16 protein-coding genes are annotated in these 15,816 nt (G+C 73.0%); 9 read left to right on the forward strand and 7 right to left on the reverse strand.

All coding sequences use genetic code 11. The features are described from left to right. On the forward strand, positions 1 to 1,032 hold a 1,032-nt coding region (locus tag MHW47_RS03485), incomplete at its 5' end, for a YncE family protein (RefSeq protein ID WP_239221105.1). A gap of 65 nt (positions 1,033 to 1,097) precedes the next feature. Then, positions 1,098 to 2,513, forward strand: coding sequence for a M1 family metallopeptidase (locus MHW47_RS03490; RefSeq protein WP_239221106.1), 1,416 nt, complete (start codon positions 1,098 to 1,100; stop codon positions 2,511 to 2,513). A 63-nt stretch (positions 2,514 to 2,576) separates the two neighbouring features. Here MHW47_RS03490 and MHW47_RS03495 read toward each other — a convergent pair whose 3' ends face one another. Next, entirely contained in the window at positions 2,577 to 3,152 is a 576-nt protein-coding gene (locus tag MHW47_RS03495; RefSeq protein WP_239221107.1) for a TerD family protein, read from the reverse strand. A gap of 169 nt (positions 3,153 to 3,321) precedes the next feature. Here MHW47_RS03495 and arfB point away from each other — a divergent pair, with 169 nt between their 5' ends. Further along, positions 3,322 to 3,756, forward strand: a complete 435-nt coding sequence (arfB, locus tag MHW47_RS03500; RefSeq protein WP_239221108.1) for an alternative ribosome rescue aminoacyl-tRNA hydrolase ArfB — start codon at positions 3,322 to 3,324, stop codon at positions 3,754 to 3,756. A 61-nt stretch (positions 3,757 to 3,817) separates the two neighbouring features. On the opposite strand, the gene MHW47_RS03505 is transcribed toward arfB, so the two are convergent. Continuing rightward, positions 3,818 to 4,381 carry a flavin reductase family protein gene (locus MHW47_RS03505; protein ID WP_239221109.1) on the reverse strand — a complete coding sequence of 188 codons (564 nt, stop codon included), beginning with the start codon at positions 4,379 to 4,381 and terminating at the stop codon, positions 3,818 to 3,820. Positions 4,382 to 4,649: 268 nt separating this feature from the next. On the opposite strand from MHW47_RS03505, the gene cdgB reads away from it, so the two are divergent. After that, a complete protein-coding gene (gene cdgB / locus MHW47_RS03510) occupies positions 4,650 to 6,284 on the forward strand; it encodes a diguanylate cyclase CdgB (protein ID WP_239221110.1) in 1,635 nt (544 codons plus the stop codon). 142 nt (positions 6,285 to 6,426) lie between these two features. Then, complete coding sequence (locus tag MHW47_RS03515) at positions 6,427 to 7,404, forward strand: carbohydrate-binding protein (protein WP_239221111.1); 978 nt, start codon at positions 6,427 to 6,429, stop codon at positions 7,402 to 7,404. 68 nt (positions 7,405 to 7,472) lie between these two features. On the opposite strand, the gene MHW47_RS03520 is transcribed toward MHW47_RS03515, so the two are convergent. From MHW47_RS03520 to MHW47_RS03540, 5 genes are all read right to left on the reverse strand, one after another. Next, positions 7,473 to 8,324: a class II fructose-bisphosphate aldolase gene (locus MHW47_RS03520; protein ID WP_239221112.1), complete on the reverse strand. Its 852-nt coding sequence runs from the start codon at positions 8,322 to 8,324 to the stop codon at positions 7,473 to 7,475. Positions 8,325 to 8,353: 29 nt separating this feature from the next. After that, positions 8,354 to 9,298, reverse strand: a complete 945-nt coding sequence (locus tag MHW47_RS03525; protein ID WP_239221113.1) for a 1-phosphofructokinase family hexose kinase — start codon at positions 9,296 to 9,298, stop codon at positions 8,354 to 8,356. Between the two features lie 191 nt (positions 9,299 to 9,489). Beyond that, positions 9,490 to 10,638, reverse strand: a complete 1,149-nt coding sequence (nagA, locus tag MHW47_RS03530; RefSeq protein WP_239221114.1) for an N-acetylglucosamine-6-phosphate deacetylase — start codon at positions 10,636 to 10,638, stop codon at positions 9,490 to 9,492. Next, complete coding sequence (locus tag MHW47_RS03535) at positions 10,638 to 11,570, reverse strand: ROK family protein (protein WP_308381343.1); 933 nt, start codon at positions 11,568 to 11,570, stop codon at positions 10,638 to 10,640. The genes nagA and MHW47_RS03535 overlap by 1 nt, the downstream gene beginning before the upstream one ends. Positions 11,571 to 11,771: 201 nt before the next feature. Next, entirely contained in the window at positions 11,772 to 12,680 is a 909-nt protein-coding gene (locus MHW47_RS03540) for an SIS domain-containing protein (RefSeq protein ID WP_239221115.1), read from the reverse strand. Between the two features lie 320 nt (positions 12,681 to 13,000). Between MHW47_RS03540 and MHW47_RS03545 the strand changes: the two genes are divergently transcribed. The 4 genes from MHW47_RS03545 to MHW47_RS03560 all read left to right on the forward strand — a co-directional run bounded on the left by MHW47_RS03545 (position 13,001) and on the right by MHW47_RS03560 (position 15,790). Further along, positions 13,001 to 14,218: an ABC transporter substrate-binding protein gene (locus MHW47_RS03545; RefSeq protein WP_239221116.1), complete on the forward strand. Its 1,218-nt coding sequence runs from the start codon at positions 13,001 to 13,003 to the stop codon at positions 14,216 to 14,218. Between the two features lie 31 nt (positions 14,219 to 14,249). Beyond that, the gene (locus MHW47_RS03550; RefSeq protein ID WP_239221117.1) at positions 14,250 to 14,519 is read left to right on the forward strand and encodes a DUF3263 domain-containing protein; all 270 of its coding nucleotides are present in this window, start codon (positions 14,250 to 14,252) and stop codon (positions 14,517 to 14,519) included. A 28-nt stretch (positions 14,520 to 14,547) separates the two neighbouring features. Continuing rightward, on the forward strand, positions 14,548 to 15,402 hold the full coding sequence (otsB, locus tag MHW47_RS03555; protein WP_239221118.1) for a trehalose-phosphatase: 855 nt from the start codon (positions 14,548 to 14,550) through the stop codon (positions 15,400 to 15,402). Positions 15,403 to 15,484: 82 nt separating this feature from the next. Then, entirely contained in the window at positions 15,485 to 15,790 is a 306-nt protein-coding gene (locus MHW47_RS03560; RefSeq protein WP_239221119.1) for a trypco2 family protein, read from the forward strand. Positions 15,791 to 15,816 lie beyond the last annotated feature (26 nt).

Here is a 15,816-nt window from a genome sequence, read left to right on the forward strand (position 1 = left end):
TCACCGGCCCCCGCTTCCCGGGCGCCCGCTCCCTCCGTCGCGCCGGAGTCCGGCGCGACCCCCGGGGGCACGCTGCTCGTCGCGGACTTCGGGGGCGACACCGTCACCTTCGTCGATCCGGAGCGCGGCGCGTTCGACCGGGTCGAGGTCGGCACCGCCCCGTACGGGCTGGTGGTCGGGGAGGACGGCCGGGCGTGGGTGGCCACCGCCGAGGGCGTCGCGGTCGTGGACACGGAGAAGCGGACCCGGCTGGCCCGCGTCCCGTACGAGACGCGCACCGGTCCCGCGACCACCGGCGAGTACCGGGGCGGCGGGATGGGCATTGCGCTGTCCCCCGACGGCCGCCGGGTGTACGTCGGCGTCAATGTGCCCGGCGGCGACGGGGTCCTGGAGGTCATCGACACCGCGACCCGGAAGGTGACCGACACGGTTCCGGTGGGGCGCCGACCCTTCGACGTGGACGTGTCGCGCGACGGCGGGGAGGTGTACGCCACCGGCCACGACTCGTTCGACGTGACGTCCGTCCGCACGGACACGCTGCGCACCGAGCGGATGGAGGTCGCCCCGTACGGCACCGAGGGCGGACTCGGCTCCTGGCTGAAGCCGCACTACGCGGTGGTCCGGCCCTCGGACGGGAAGCTGCTGCTGCCCTTCGAGGGGGAGCGGCTCGCGGTCCTCGACCCGCGCACCGGGAAGGTGGCCGTGGAGCGGATGACGGCCGACACCCACCAGCACGGGGCGACGATGACGCCGGACGGCACCCTGCTCGTCGTCGGCACCGGCCCGATCACCTCCGGCGACGCGGAGGCGTCCCTGACGATCCGTGCGCCCGACGGCTCCGAGCGCGTCGCGCCCCTGGACGGCCCGCACGAGGACGTCGCCGTGTCGCGGGACGGCCGCACCGCGTACGTCACGGGCGGGTTCACCCGCGACGGGTACTGGAACGGGATCACGCTCGTCGATCTGGACGGCACGGCGCCCCCGGTCCGGCTGGCGGCGGGCGAACGCCCGCTGGGCATCGCGGTGCTCTGAGCCCTCCGCGAGGGGCCGCCCTCCGACGACCCGGATGATGACATTCCGCACATAGGATCATCCGTGTGGATCACCGAACCCCGGTACGTCGCAGGGCGGCCCGCGCCGCCCTCCCGCTGCTCGCCCTCGCGCTCCTCGCGCCCGCCTGTTCGGGCGGGGTGGAGGGCAGGCCGGGCGCGGCCGGGGTGCGCGATCCGTACTTCCCGAAGCTGGGCAACGGCGGCTACGACGTCTCGCACTACGCCATCACCCTGGACGTGGACCCGGCCGGGCAGACGCTGCGCGGCAGCGTGGAGATCACCGCCCGGGCCACGCAGGACCTCAGCTCGTTCAATCTGGACCTGGCCGGGCTGACGGTGGACTCGGCGACCGTGGAGGGGCGTCCGGCCGCCGTGAACCGGGCGGGCAACGAGCTGACGCTCCGTACGGACGCGGACGTCGAGGGCCGGTTGCGCCGGGGCGAGACCTTCCGCGCGGTCGTGCGCTACTCCGGCTCACCGAAGACCGTCACCGACCCGGACGGGTCCGAGGAGGGCTGGCTGCCGACCGACGACGGGGCGGTGGCCCTCGGGGAACCGGCCGGTTCGGCGGCCTGGTTCCCGGGCAACCACCACCCGAGCGACAAAGCCGCGTACGACCTGACGGTCACCGTTCCGGAAGGGCTGACGGCGGTCTCCAACGGCGTGCCCGCCGGGCCGCCGGCGACGAAGAAGGGCCGGACCACCTTCCGCTGGCACACCGCCGAGCCGATGGCGAGCTATCTGGCGACGCTGGCGATCGGCCGGTTCGAGACGAAGACGTCCACCCTGCCGTCCGGCGTCACCGTGTTCACGGCGGTGGACCCGGAGGTGGCGGAGGAGAGCGCGCGGACCGTCGCCCGGGTGCCGGAGATCGTCGCCTGGGAGGCGGAGCACTTCGGTCCGTATCCGTTCTCGGCGACGGGCGCGATCGTGGAGCGCGAGGACGACGCCGGGTACGCGCTGGAGACGCAGACCCGGCCGTTCTTCCCCGGTGCGCCGAGCGCCGGGCTGCTCGTCCACGAGATGGCGCACCAGTGGTTCGGCGACTCGGTCACGCCGGAGAGCTGGCGCGACATGTGGCTGAACGAGGGGCTGGCGACGTACGCGGAGTGGCTGTGGGAGGAGGAGAAGGAGGACACCCCGGCCGAGGAGTCCTTCCAGGACGCCTACGAGGACGAGGACAACTGGGCGTTCCCCCCGGCCGATCCGCCGTCCGCCGCGCACATCTCGGACGATCCGGTGTACGGACGCGGGGCGATGGTGATTCACAAGATCCGCGAAGCCGTGGACGACGACGAGGAGTTCTTCGCGCTGCTGCGGGGCTGGACGCGGAAGTACCGGCACGGCAACGCGTCCACGGCGGACTTCACCGCGTACGTGGAGGAGGCCACCGGTCAGGATCTGTCGGGGCTGTGGAAGGCCTGGCTGTACGGCGGGAGCCGGCCCGCCGCGGACGGCTGACCGGCTCCCGTACTGCCCGTGGTCCGAGGACCGGCGCCGTGGGGCAGAGGCTGACGCCGTGGGTCAGAGGTTGACGCCGAAGTCCTGGGCGATGCCGCGCAGGCCGGAGGCGTAGCCCTGGCCGACGGCCCGGAACTTCCAGTCGGCGCCGTTGCGGTACAGCTCGCCGAAGACCATGGCGGTCTCGGTGGCGGCGTCCTCGCTCAGGTCGTAGCGGGCGATCTCGGCGCCGCCGGCCTGGTTGAGGATGCGGATGTAGGCGTTGCGCACCTGGCCGAAGTTCTGGCTGCGGGTCTCGGCGTCGTAGATCGAGACCGGGAAGACGATCTTGTCCACGTCGGCCGGGAGGCCCGCGAGGTTGACGTTGATCTGCTCGTCGTCGCCCTCGCCCGCGCCCGTGAGGTTGTCACCGGTGTGCACGATGGTCTGGTCCGGCGTCGCCTTGTTGTTGAAGAAGACGAAGTGGGCGTCGGAGTAGACCTTGCCGGCGGTGTTGACCGCGATCGCCGAGGCGTCGAGGTCGAAGTCGGTACCGGTGGTGGTACGGACGTCCCAGCCGAGGCCGACCGTGACGGCGGTGAGGCCGGGGGCCTCCTTGGTGAGGGAGACGTTGCCGCCCTTGGACAGGCTTACTGCCATGGGAAGTCCCTTTCATCTGTCGGGTGCGGGCTTCGCGGTCACGAAGCTACCGTCATCGTTCATAACGCCGACAGGGGACCAGGAGGTTCCGCGCGCCTTTACTTTCTTTGCCGAACGGCCGACCGGGTGACGCAAAAGGAGGTGACGAACCCCCGGCGGGGCGGGGAACATGGGTGTCATGTCCGGGCCCTATGTCATCCGCGGTTCGGTCTCCCTGCCGGAGGCCGAGCTGATGTGGCGTTTCTCCCGGTCCTCCGGCCCCGGCGGCCAGCACGTCAACACCAGTGACTCCCAGGTGGAGCTGCGGTTCGACCTCGCGGCCACCGAGGCGCTGCCCCAGGTGTGGAAGGAGCGGGCGCTGGAGCGGCTGGCCGGGCGGCTGACGGACGGCGTGATCGCGGTCCGGGCCTCCGAGCACCGCTCCCAGTGGCGCAACCGCGAGACGGCCGCCGTGCGGCTGGCGTCCCTGCTGGCCGAGGCGACCGCGCCGCCGCCCCGGCCGCGCGTGAAGCGGAAGATCCCCCGCGGCATCAACGAACGCCGACTGCGGGAGAAGAAGCAGCGCGGGGAGACCAAGCGGGGCCGCTCCGGCCGCGACTGGTAGCGCCGCCCCCTCCCGGGCGCCCCCCCGGGCCGCCCCTCCCGCACCCACGCGCCCCCCGGCCTCAGCCGAGCTGCCGGTAGCGCCCCCGGAAGTACGTCAGCGGGCCGCCCTCCCCGCTCGGGACGGACGCGCTCAGCACCCGGCCGATCACCAGCGTGTGGTCGCCCGCGAGCACACGCTGCTCCGTGCGGCACTCCAGCGTCGCCAGCGCGCCGCCCGCCAGCGGGGCGCCGGTGACCTCGCCGCGCACGTACGGGATGTCCTCGAAGAGCAGCCGGTCGCTGATCCGGCCCTTCATCGCGAACCGGCCCGCGATGTGCCGCTGGCTCTCCGCCAGCACGGAGACCGCCCACAGCGGCTGCTCCGCCAGCAGGTCGTCCATCCGGGAGTCGTTGCGCAGGCTCACCAGCACCAGCGGCGGGTCCAGCGAGACCGACGTGAAGGCGGTCGCGGTCATGCCGACGTCCTCGCCGCGTCCGTCCTCGTCGAGCGGCGGCTCCTGGGCGGTGACCAGCACCACGCCGGCCGCCAGCCGGGACAGCGCGGCCCGGAACTCTTCGTTGCTCACCCCCTCAGCATGGGGGACGGGCTCGGTACGCGGGGTGGGGGGCTTCGTCTGCAACACACCGGGAACGCTAGTCGCGCGCCCCGCACCCCCGCATCGGGCCAGGGGACCAGCCGAGTCCTAGGACCGGCTCCGCCCTCCGAGCCGCTGACCTGCGGCGATCACTCCCCGCTCGTTTGTGACTTGAGTCACAGAGTGCAATATTTGTTGACCCTGTGTACCGGGTGCACAGCTCGCTGTGATTCAGTTGCCGTGACACTGCAGTAAGTACGTCATGTACGTCGATATGAATTCTGGAGTGCTGTCGAGGTCTCGGGGAGTGCGAGCAATGGAGGCCGAGTCGGAGCCCTACGTCCGCCTCGCGACGATGCGGCAGCTGCACCAGGCCGTCGCCGATCTCAACACGGCACGGAGTCTGGCCGACACCCTGCAGACCGTGGCCGACGGGATCGTCGCCCATCTCGGCTACGAGCTTGCCTGCGTCAACCTCGTCCGCCACGACGGGGACCTCGTCGTCGCCTCCCTCGCCGGCAACCACGCCGCCGAGGCCCTGATCACCGGCCGGGTCGGCTCCCGCGCCTCCTGGGAGCGCCGGCTCCTCATGGGCGAGGCGTGGGACGGGCTGCGGTTCATACCCCACACCGAGGGCTGGGTCCTCCTCGACGACGACGTACCGCAGTGGCACACCGAGGGCCCCGAACCCCGCTTCGAGGACGAGTGGCACCCGCAGGACCGCCTGTACGCCCCGATGTACACCTCCGGCGCGGGCTCGGACCTGCTGGGCGTCATATCCGTCGACCGGCCCCGCAACGGGCGCCGGCCGGGCGCCTGGGGGCGCGAGGCCCTCCAGATGTACGCCTCGCAGTCCGCCATAGCCATCAGCAACGCCCGGCTCCGCGCCAACATGCAGCGGGCCCTGGTCCGGCTGGAGCGCGAGCAGCAGGCGCTCCGGGCCAGCGAGGAATCCTTCCGCCAGGCCTTCGAGTACGCCCCCAGCGGCATGGCCATCGCCGAGCTGGGCGGGGACCAGCAGGGGCGGCTGCTGCGGACGAACGACGCGCTGTGCCGGCTGCTGGGCCGCCCGGCCTCGGTGCTGCGCCGCTACTCCTTCGCCGACCTCGTCCACCCCGAGGACATCGGCACCCTGCTCCGTACCTCCGCCGAGGGCGGCCGCGCCGAGCTGCGCCTGGGCCGCCGGGACGGCACCTACCTGTGGGTGTCGCTGCGCAACTCCGTCGTCGCGGACACCACGGACGGGCCCCGGTTCCTGCTGACGCACGTCGAGGACATAGAGGAGCGCAAGCGCCACGAGCTGAACCTCGCCCACCGCGCCTCGCACGACGCGCTCACCGGCCTCCCCAACAGCGCGGAACTGCGGGCCCGGCTCGGCTCCCGGCTGTGCGCCCGCCCCGACGCGGCGGCCACCACCGACGTGGAGGCGCTGGACGCGGCCTACGGGGACGTGGACGACGGACGGGGGCCCTACCCGCCCTCCGGCCCCGGGGCGCACCCCTTCGACCACCATGTGCACGCGGTGGCGCCGGACACGGCCCGCGACGACGGGGCGAAAGGGCTGGCGGTCCTCTTCTGCGACCTGGACGGCTTCAAGTCGATCAACGACCGCTTCGGGCACCACACGGGCGACGCGGTGCTCATCGAGGTGGCCCGCCGGCTCAGCACCTGCGTCCGGGACGGGGACACCGTCGCCCGGCTCGGGGGTGACGAATTCGTCGTCCTCGCGGACGGGCTCGGCGCGGCGGACGCCGCTGACCTGGCCGTTCGCCTGCGGAACGCCATCATTCCGCCGATCCGGGTGGACGGGCGCGCGGTGCGCGTCGGGGCGAGCTTCGGGATCGGGTGGGCGGAGTGCGGGATGACCGCCGAAGAGGTGCTGCGCTCCGCCGACCAGCGGATGTACGTCGAGAAGCGGTCGAGGGCGAAGGTTCACCGCAGGGCCGGCTGACGTTTCCCCGCGCTGCTCCGCGGGGATTCCGGCGCGATCCGCCCCAATTCTTGACATCGTCCATTCGAGGTAGGCTCGCCCGGTCGGCGACGGCTGGCGATATTCGGCGACGGCTGGCGACATGGTGAGGAGTGACCCAGGGATGGCCGGGAACAACGGCGCGAGCACGCCCGAGGACGACGATCCGTTCGGCTACCTCTACGCGGACGGGCAGGCGGCCGGTGCGCAGCCGCCGGGACAGGGCGGCTACGGCTACCCCGGCCCCGCCGCTCAGCCGGGTGTGCCGAGGACCTCGTACAACCAGGTGCGCACCGTCGGCGAGCGCCAGTACGGGCAGCCGCAGCCGCCTCAGCAGGGGTACGGCTATCCGCCTCCGCCGCAGGGCGCGTACAACCGGCCGAACCCGCAGTACGCCGCCCCGGAGACGTATCCCGGCGGCGCGGCCACCACGCAGGTGCCGCAGCCGGGCGGGCACGGTGGCGCGGGCGGTTCCGGCAAGGGCGGGCCGAACACCAAGGGCCTGCTGATCGCGGCCGTCGCGGTGGTCGCCGTGGTGCTGGTGGGCATCGGCGCGGCGCTGCTGACCGGCGACGACAAGGACAAGAAGAAGGACGAGGCCACGTCCTCGCAGGGGCCGGGCTCGGAGGTCGAGGAGTCCCCGTCGCCGACGCCGTCGCAGAGCGCGTCCGCCCCGGTCGAGCTGCCGAAGCAGGACGCCGCCGCGCTGAAGCTGGGCGGCACGGCCCGGCTCGACAACTCGGTGAAGGGCGCCAAGGGCACGAACGGGCAGTACGTCAACCTCAACGAGGTGGGCCGCTCGGCGACCTGGACGGTGGAGGTGCCGCAGGCCGGTGAGTACACGCTGTTCGTGACGTACGGCGTGCCCGGCAAGGACGCCAAGACGTCCCTGACGGTCAACTCCGAGGCCCCGCGCGGCATCAACATGAAGAACTACGCGCACGCCCCCGAGGGCGATCTGGAGAAGGGCTGGACGACGACGTACGCCTACGTCAATCTCGTCGAGGGCTCGAACACGCTGATGATCTCGTGCAACGAGGGCGATCAGTGCGACGCCAACCTGGACCAGCTGTCGCTGAAGTCCGGTCACCAGACCCGCTGACCCGCGCGTCACCTTCCGGCCTCCTCGCCCGCGGGCGAGGAGGCCGGAGTGCGTGTACGGGCTGTTGCTCAGCCCATCAGGGCGAGGAAGCCGGTGACCGTGGCGGCCATGGCCTCGCGGGCCGGGGCCAGGTACGCGCGGGGGTCCACGCCGGTGGGGTGCCCGGCGAGGTGGGCGCGGACGGCTCCGGTGAACGCGGTGTTCAGGGCGGTGCCGACGTTGACCTTGACCATGCCGGAGGCGGCGACGGCCCGCCGGATCTCGTCGTCCGGGACGCCGCTGGAGCCGTGCAGGACGAGCGGGACGGGTACGGCGTCGCGGAGCCGGCCGATCAGCTCGTGGTCGAGGGCGGCGGTGCGCTCGGTCATGGCGTGCGAGGAGCCGACCGCGACGGCGAGGGCGTCCACGCCGGTCGCGGCGACGTACGCGGCGGCCTCGTCCGGGTCGGTGCGGACGCCGGGGGCGTGGGCGTCGAGGGGGGCGTCGCCCGCCTTGCCGCCGACCTTGCCGAGTTCGGCCTCGATCCAGATGCCCCGGGCGCGGCCCCACGCGACGGCCTCGGCGGTGGCCCGCACGTTCGCCTCGTAGCCGAGCTTGGAGGCGTCGAACATCACCGAGCCGAAGCCCGCGTCGTGGGCCCGGTGGAGCAGGTCCACGGACTCGACGTGGTCGAGGTGGAGGCCGAGGGGGGCGCTGGAGGCGCGGGCGACGGCGGCGGTGGCGGCGGCTATGGCGGTGAGCCGGCCGCCGTGGAACTTCACGGCGTTCTCGGAGATCTGGAGGATGGCGGCCGTTCCGGCGCGTTCGGCGCCGGTGGCGATGGCCTCCGCGTGTTCCAGCGTGATGACGTTGAAGGCGGCGATCCCGCGTCCCCGCGCCTGGGCGGCGGAGACGAGTTCACCGGTGCTGACGAGCGGCATGGCTGACCTCTGTGTTCGGGGTGCGGTGCTCAGACCGCTCCCGGTCCGGGTTCCTCGATGGTGACGCGCGGCAGCAGCTCCTCGTACGCCGTGCGGTCGAAGTCGCCCGCGGTGGGGGCGAGCACGGTCGCCGTCGACAGTGCCACCGCCCGGCGCAGCCGCTCCGGCCAGCTCAGGGACTCCACCAGGCCGGAGAGCAGTCCGGCGACCGCGGAGTCGCCCGCTCCGGTCGGGTTGCCCTTGACGGCGGCGGGCGGCGAGGCCCGCCAGACGCCGTCCGGGGTGACCGCGAGCATGCCGTCGGGGCCGAGGGAGGCGACGACGCCGTGGGCGCCCCGGCGGCGGGCGTCGCGGGTGGCGCGCAGAGGTTCGCGGGAGCCGGTGAGCTGGGCCAGCTCGTCCGCGTTGGGCTTGATCAGGTCGGGCCGGGCGGCGATGCCCCGGCGCAGCGGTTCGCCGCTGGTGTCCAGGAGGACGGGGACGCCGGCGGCGCGGGCGAGCCGGACGAGTTCGCCGTAGGCGCCGACGTGGATGCCGGGCGGGAGGCTGCCGCAGAGCGCGACGGCGTCGGCGGTGTCCAGCAGTCCGGTGTACGTGGCGAGCAGGGCGGCCCACTCGTCGGCGGTGACCTGGGGGCCGGGCTCGTTGAACTGGGTGGTGTCGCCGGTGGCGGCGTCCACGACCGCGAGGGTGCGGCGGGTGTCGCCGGAGACGGGGACGAGCGCGTCGGTGAGGGTGCCCGCGGTCCGGGGGAGCGCGGCGAGCCGGTCGCGCAGGACGGTCCCGGTGGGGCCGCCGGCGAAGCCGGTGACGACGGTGTCGTGGCCGAGGGCGGTGAGGACGCGGGCGACGTTGAGGCCCTTGCCGCCGGGGCGCTCGGAGGTGTGGGTGACCCGGTGGGCGGTGTGCGGTACGAGGGCGGGGACGGCGTAGGTCAGGTCGAGTGCCGTGTTCAGCGTGACCGTGAGGATCACCGCGGCCGCCCCTTCGATCCGTGCTCAGCGCCGGTTCCTCGCCGGAACGCGCTTTCCGTGCTGGTTTCCCAAAGGATCATGCCAAAGAGGCGGCGGTCGGCCCAGTCCTCCGGGCCAACCGCCGTCTCTTCGTTACGTGTGCGACCGGTCGCGGAACGCGCGCCGCCGGGCGCTCGGCGGGGGGCCGGGGGTCAGGGGCGGACGATCCATTCGCCCTTGCGCATGACGCCCTTGAGCCGGAACTCCTCGTCCAGGACGACCAGGTCGGCGTCCTTGCCGGGCTCCAGCGAACCGACCTTGTCGTCGATGCCGAGGAGCCGGGCGGGGTTGGCGGAGATGGAGCGGACCACGTCCCCGACCGGGATGCGGTCGATGGTGACGGCGCGGTGGAAAGCGGTGTCCAGGGTGAGCGTGGAGCCGGCGATGGAGTTGCCCTCGACGAGCCGGGCGACGCCGTTCTCGACGTTCACGGCGAGCGGGCCCAGCTGGTAGCGGCCGTCGCCGAAACCGGCCGCGTCCATGGCGTCGGTGATCAGGGCGACGCGGTCGGCGCCCGCGTGGTGGTAGGCCAGTTCGAGCGCGGCCGGGTGCAGATGCGTGCCGTCGTTGATCAGCTCCACGGTGACCCGCTCGTCCTCCAGGAGGGCGGCGATCGGGCCGGGGGAGCGGTGGCCGAGGGTCGGCATCGCGTTGAAGAGGTGGGTGGCGACGGTGGCCCCGGCGTCGATCGCCTCGACGGTCTGCTCGTACGTGGCGTCGGTGTGGCCGATGGCCGCGATGACGTCGTGCTCGGCGAGCAGCCGCACGGAGTCGATGCCGCCGGGCAGTTCGGTGGCCAGGGTGAACATCTTGGCGGTGCCGCGCGCGGCGTCCATGAGCTTGCGGACCTCGGCCGGGTCCGGGTGGCGCAGCAGGTTCTCGCTGTGGGCGCCCTTGCGACAGGGCGAGATGAAGGGGCCCTCGAAGTGGATGCCGGCGAGGTCGCCCTGCTCGACCAGTTCGGAGAGGATGCCGGCGCGCTCGGCGAGGAAGTCCATCTCGCCGGTGACCGTGGAGGCGACGAGGGTGGTGGTGCCGTGCTCCCGGTGGGTGCGGACGCCGGTCAGGACCTCGTCGACGGTGCCGGAGGTGAAGGAGGCGCCGCCGCCGCCGTGGTTGTGCATGTCCACGAAGCCGGGGACGATCCAGTGCCCGGAGAGATCCAGGACGGGAGTGTCCGCAGCGGCCGGATCGCCGGAGATGCGGGTGCCTTCGACGACCACCCGGCCGTTCTCGACGGTGCCGGTGGGCAGCACCACCCGAGCCCCTGCGAGAACGGTGCTGTCTGCGCGTCCGGCCATCAGGCGGATACCTCCGTCGAGAGAAGATCCCAGGCGAGCAGCCCTGCGCCCAGGCATCCGGCGGTGTCCCCGAGGGCCGCCGGGACGATGTGGGGCAGCTTCTGGAACGTGACGCGTTCCTCGACGGCCGCACGGAGTGGTGTGAACAAGGTTTCCCCGGCCTCGGCGAGCCCGCCACCGATGATGAGCGTGCGCGGGTCCAGCAGGGTGAGCGCGGTGACGAGCCCGGCGGCGAGCGCCTCGACGGCCTCGCGCCAGACCTCGACGGCCTTCGGGTCGCCCGACTCCACGGCCTTGGCGCAGTCGGCCGCGTCCGCCTTCGGGTCGCCGGAGGCGGCGGCCCAGGCGCGGCTGACGGCGGAGGCGGACGCCAGGGTCTCCAGGCAGCCGCGCTGGCCGCAGCCGCAGTCCGGCCCGTCCGGCCGGATCACGATGTGCCCGATCTCGCCCGCGTAGCCGTGGGCACCCTCCTCGATGGCCCCGGCGATGCCGATGGCCCCGGCGATGCCGGTACCGAGCGGGATGAACAGGAAGCGGTCGGCGCCCCGGCCGGCCCCGATGCGGCCCTCGGCGAGCCCTCCGGTGCGGACGTCGTGGCCGAGGGCCACGGGCACCCCGCCGAGCCGTTCGCCCAGCAGCCGGCGCATGGGTACGTCGCGCCAGCCCAGGTTGGCGGCGTAGACGGCGATGCCCTGCGCGGCGTCCACGATGCCGGGCACGGCGACGCCGGCCGCGAGGGCGCTCTCGCCGAAGTGCTCCTCGCCATACGCGCGCAGGTCGGCGGCGAAGCCGAGGATCGACTCCACGACGGCGTCGGGACCGCGCTCTCTGCCGGTCGCGCGGCGTGTCTCGTAGAGCAGGGCACCATCGGCCCCGACCAGTGCGGCCTTCATTCCGGTGCCGCCCACATCGAGGGCGATGACGTGTTTCACGTGGAACAGTTTCGCCCGAGCGACCCCAAAAGGTCTAGTCCACTATCGCTGTTTGTTGCGCATCCATACAAAATCCCCGGTACCGGTTACGGGGAACGGCCCGGTTTGTCGAGAAGGCCCCCGGGCGGGCCGGGTGCGCCGGGCCCGTCCGGAAGCATGCCCGCCGCCGGGTGTGATCACGCGCGCCCCGCGGAAGCGCGCTCACCCCGGCAGGATCACGCTGCGCGAGAGGTTGCGGGGGTGGTCCGGGTCGTACCCCTTCGCCTCGGCCAGCGCCACCGCGAGCCGCTGCGCCCGGATCAGGTCGGCCATCGGGTCCGCCGTGCGGTGCGCGACGAGCGTGCCGCCGACCGCCGCCACCTCGCCGGCCAGCCCCTCCGGCAGCGCGCCGAAGACCCAGGCGACCCGGTTCGGCCCGGTGATCGCGATGGGGCCGTGGCGGTACTCCATCGCCGGGTACGCCTCGGTCCAGGCGCCCGCCGCCTCGCGCATCTTCAGCCCGGCCTCCTGGGCCAGCCCGTAGGTCCAGCCGCGCCCCAGGAACGTCCACTGCTCGGCCGCGAGCACCGCCTCGTCCAGCGGCTCGGTCACCGCCAGCTCCGCGTCCACCGCCGCCTCGGCGACCGTCTTCACGCCCGCCGGAAGGGGACCGGCCGCCTCCAGGCCCGCCCGCAGGAAGGCGAGCGCGGTGGTGGCGAACCGGGTCTGCACCACGGACTCCTCGTCCGCCCAGTCCAGCACGGCCACCGTGTCGGCCGCCTCCATGACCGGCGTCCCCGGGTCGCCGGTCAGCGCGACCGTGGCCGTGCGCCCGCGCAGCCCGGCCAGGAGCGCCAGCACCTCGCTCGTCGTACCCGAGCGGGTGATCGCGACCACCCGGTCGTAGGGGCGGTCCACCGGGAACTCCGACGAGGCGTACGCGTCCGTCTCGCCCTGTCCGGCCGCCTCCCGCAGGGCCGCGTAGGCGATGGCCATGAACCACGAGGTGCCGCAGCCGGTGACCGCGACGCGCTCGCCGGGCCTCGGCAGTCCGCCGAACCGCGCGCCCGCCTCGGCGGCGCGCCGCCAGCAGCCGGGCTGGGTGGCGATTTCAGATGCGGTACGCGACATGCGGAACGACTCCTTGCGGCTGGACCGGGCGAGGCTGAGGACGGTGGGAAGTTGACGCGCCGTCGGTTAAAGGTCTGGACCAATAAGGCCCGTACGGCGAGACCTACTTAGCAGGCGCCGCACGGCCCGTGCAATGCTGCGACGTTGTGGAAGCGATACCTCCGTGGTGTAGACCTCTGCGTCATCGGCGGGAAAGATCGCAGCTCACCCGAAGTGTCCCCAGTGGACCTGGGAGCGGTGGACGAAGCAGGACGACGAGAACGGACTCAGCTGTGCAGCGGCGTTACTTGGGACTGACGGCGGCGGTCGCCGCACTGGGCATGACGGCGACACTGTCCGGCTGCGGAGGCGGCGGCGGCTCCGGGGACGTCACGCTGAAGCTGGTCGCGGCCGACTACGGCACGAGTGACGCCAACAAGTCCGACACGTACTGGGACGGCATCGCGCGCGGCTTCGAGGCGTCCCACCCCGGCATCAAGGTCGAGGTGACCGTGCTGCCCTGGACCGACATCGACCGCGAGGTCGCCAAGATGGTCAAGGACGGCAAGGCCCCCGACATCGCCCAGATTGGCGCCTACGCGGACTACGCCAAGGCCGGGAAGCTCTACTCCGCCAACGAGATGCTCAGCATCCCCACCCAGGCCAACTTCCTGCCGAAGCTCACCGACGCCGGACGGGTCAACCGCATCCAGTACGGGCTGCCCTTCGTCGCCAGCACCCGGCTGCTCTTCTACAACAAGAAGATCTTCAGCCAGGCCGGCCTCGACGCGCCCCGCACCTGGAACGACATCGCCGCCGACGCGGCCGCGCTGGAGCAGGCCGGTGTGAAGTACCCCCTCGCGCTGCCCCTCGGGCCCGAGGAGTCCCAGGCCGAGACGCTGATGTGGATGCTCAGCGGGGACGGCGGCTACACCGATGACGCCGGCTCGTACGACATCGACTCCCAGGAGAACATCACGACGTTCACCTGGCTGAAGTCCCACCTCGTCGACAAGCGCCTCGTCGGCCCGGTCGCCCCCGGCAAGCTCAACCGCGCGGCCGCCTTCGAGGCGTTCACCAAGGGCCAGGTCGGCATGCTCAACGGCCACCCCACGCTGATGGAGGAGGCCGGGCAGCGGGGCGTCGAGGTCGGCATGGTTCCGCTGCCCGGCCTCGACGGCCCCAGCAACCGGCCGATGGGCGTCGCCGACTGGATCATGGGCTTCAAGCAGAACGACCACCGGAAGGAGATAGGCGAGTTCTTCGACTTCCTCTTCACCGACAAGAACATCATCCAGTTCGCCGACATGTACGACATGCTGCCGGTCACCGACAGCGCGTCCGCCGCGATGGAGGACGACCCGCAGTACAAGGCGCTGCGCCCGTTCCTCGCCGCGCTCTCGCAGGCCGAGTTCTACCCCTTCGGCAAGACGTCCTGGGCGAAGGCGAGCGAGTCCATCAAGGAGAACATCGGCACGGCCGTGGAGCCGGGGGCCAGCCCGGAGGCGGTGCTCGGGCGGATCGCCCGCGACGCGACGGCGGCGGAGGCGGCGGAGTAGGCGGGTCAGGCCGCGCCATATATTGGCTGATATGACCGCCCAGCCCCCGAACGGCCCCACCGACCCCGACGAGCCCGCCCCGCTGTCCGACCGCGACCGCGCGGTCCTGGCGGTGGAGCGGCAGTCGTGGGCGGGCCCGGGGGCGAAGGAGCGGGCGATCCGGGAGCGGCTAGGGCTGTCGCCCACGCGCTACTACCAGCTGCTCAACGCGCTGCTGGACGACCGGCGGGCCCTGGAGGAGGACCCGGTCACGGTGAACCGCCTCCGCCGTGTGCGCGAGGCCCGCCGCAACCGCCGCTGAGCCGGCGCGCCCCGCTACGCTCGGACGCATGGGTAGCCATCCGTACCGCCCCACGACCCCCGCCGGACTCCGTGGCCTGGAGGCCGTTCTCGCGCGGCCCGAGAAGGCCCTCGTCGCGCTCGACTTCGACGGCACGCTGGCGGACATCGTGCCGGACCCGGAGCAGGCGCGGGCCCACCCCGGCGCCGTCGAGGCCCTGGCCGCGCTCGCGCCCCGGGTCGGTGCGGTGGCCGTGATCACCGGCCGTCCGGCCGACGTCGCCGTGCGGTACGGCGGCTTCGCCGGGGTCGCCGGCCTCGACCACCTCGTCGTCCTCGGGCACTACGGCGCCGAACGGTGGGACGCGGCCACCGGCGAGGTCCGCGCCCCCGACCCGCACCCCGGCATCGCCGCCGTGCGCGCCGGACTCCCCGCCGTACTCGACGGGTCCGGGCTCAGGGAGGAGATCTGGACCGAGGACAAGGGCCACGCCCTCGCCGTCCACACCCGCCGCGCGGCCGACCCGCAGGCGGCGTTCGAGGCACTGCGCGGGCCCCTCGGCGAGCTGGCCGCCGCGCACGGGCTGATCGTCGAACCGGGCCGCCTCGTCCTGGAACTGCGCCCGCCCGGCATGGACAAGGGCGTCGCGCTCACCGGATACGTACACGAGATCGGCGCCGCGTCCGTCGTCTACGCGGGCGACGACCTGGGCGACCTCGCCGCGTACGCGGCCGTCGAGCGGCTGCGGGAGGACGAGGCGAACCCGGTACCCGGTCTGCTCATCTGCAGCGGCACCGAGGTCCCCGAACTGGCCGCCCGCGCCGACCTCACCCTGCCGGGCCCCGGCGCCGTCGTGGACCAGCTGCACGACCTGGCCCGCCAACTCGCCGCGCACACAGGCTGATCGGGCCTCGTGCCGCCTTCGCTTACCGGTATGCCTGTGGCATCCTGTTGCGACTCTGGGTCACGCGGCAGCGGGGGGCGGCATGAGCGGCAGTGCGGACGACGGGCTCGATCTGACGGACGCGGTACGGCTGTTACGGCGCCAGCTGGCCGCCGCCCAGCGGGACGCCCAGCACTCGGACGTCAGGTTCCGGGTCGGTGAGGTCACCGTCGAACTCGCCGTCCAGCTGACCCGCACCGGCAGCGGCGGCGGCTCCCTCCGCTTCGGCGTGGTCGGCGCCGACGCCAAGCGGGAGCGCGCCCACAGCACCACCCACCGCATCCAGCTCACCCTGCACCCCGTCTCCGGCAGCGGCGGCGACCTGGAGATCGGCGACAGCGACGACTGACCGAGCGGAACGCGGTGGGGGCGGCG

The sequence above is a fragment of the Streptomyces sp. OfavH-34-F genome, assembly GCF_022347745.1.
Lineage (GTDB): Bacteria > Actinomycetota > Actinomycetes > Streptomycetales > Streptomycetaceae > Streptomyces.

Coding starts and splice junctions, on each gene's coding strand:
- MHW47_RS03495 (WP_239221107.1), bottom strand. CDS start 3,152: ATGGCAGTAAGCCTGTCCAAGGGCGGCAACGTCTCCCTCACCAAGGAG.
- nagA (WP_239221114.1), bottom strand. CDS start 10,638: ATGGCCGGACGCGCAGACAGCACCGTTCTCGCAGGGGCTCGGGTGGTG.
- MHW47_RS03520 (WP_239221112.1), bottom strand. CDS start 8,324: ATGCCGCTCGTCAGCACCGGTGAACTCGTCTCCGCCGCCCAGGCGCGG.
- MHW47_RS03515 (WP_239221111.1), top strand. CDS start 6,427: ATGGCCGGGAACAACGGCGCGAGCACGCCCGAGGACGACGATCCGTTC.
- cdgB (WP_239221110.1), top strand. CDS start 4,650: ATGGAGGCCGAGTCGGAGCCCTACGTCCGCCTCGCGACGATGCGGCAG.
- arfB (WP_239221108.1), top strand. CDS start 3,322: ATGGGTGTCATGTCCGGGCCCTATGTCATCCGCGGTTCGGTCTCCCTG.
- MHW47_RS03550 (WP_239221117.1), top strand. CDS start 14,250: ATGACCGCCCAGCCCCCGAACGGCCCCACCGACCCCGACGAGCCCGCC.
- MHW47_RS03540 (WP_239221115.1), bottom strand. CDS start 12,680: ATGTCGCGTACCGCATCTGAAATCGCCACCCAGCCCGGCTGCTGGCGG.
- MHW47_RS03545 (WP_239221116.1), top strand. CDS start 13,001: ATGACGGCGACACTGTCCGGCTGCGGAGGCGGCGGCGGCTCCGGGGAC.
- MHW47_RS03560 (WP_239221119.1), top strand. CDS start 15,485: ATGAGCGGCAGTGCGGACGACGGGCTCGATCTGACGGACGCGGTACGG.
- otsB (WP_239221118.1), top strand. CDS start 14,548: ATGGGTAGCCATCCGTACCGCCCCACGACCCCCGCCGGACTCCGTGGC.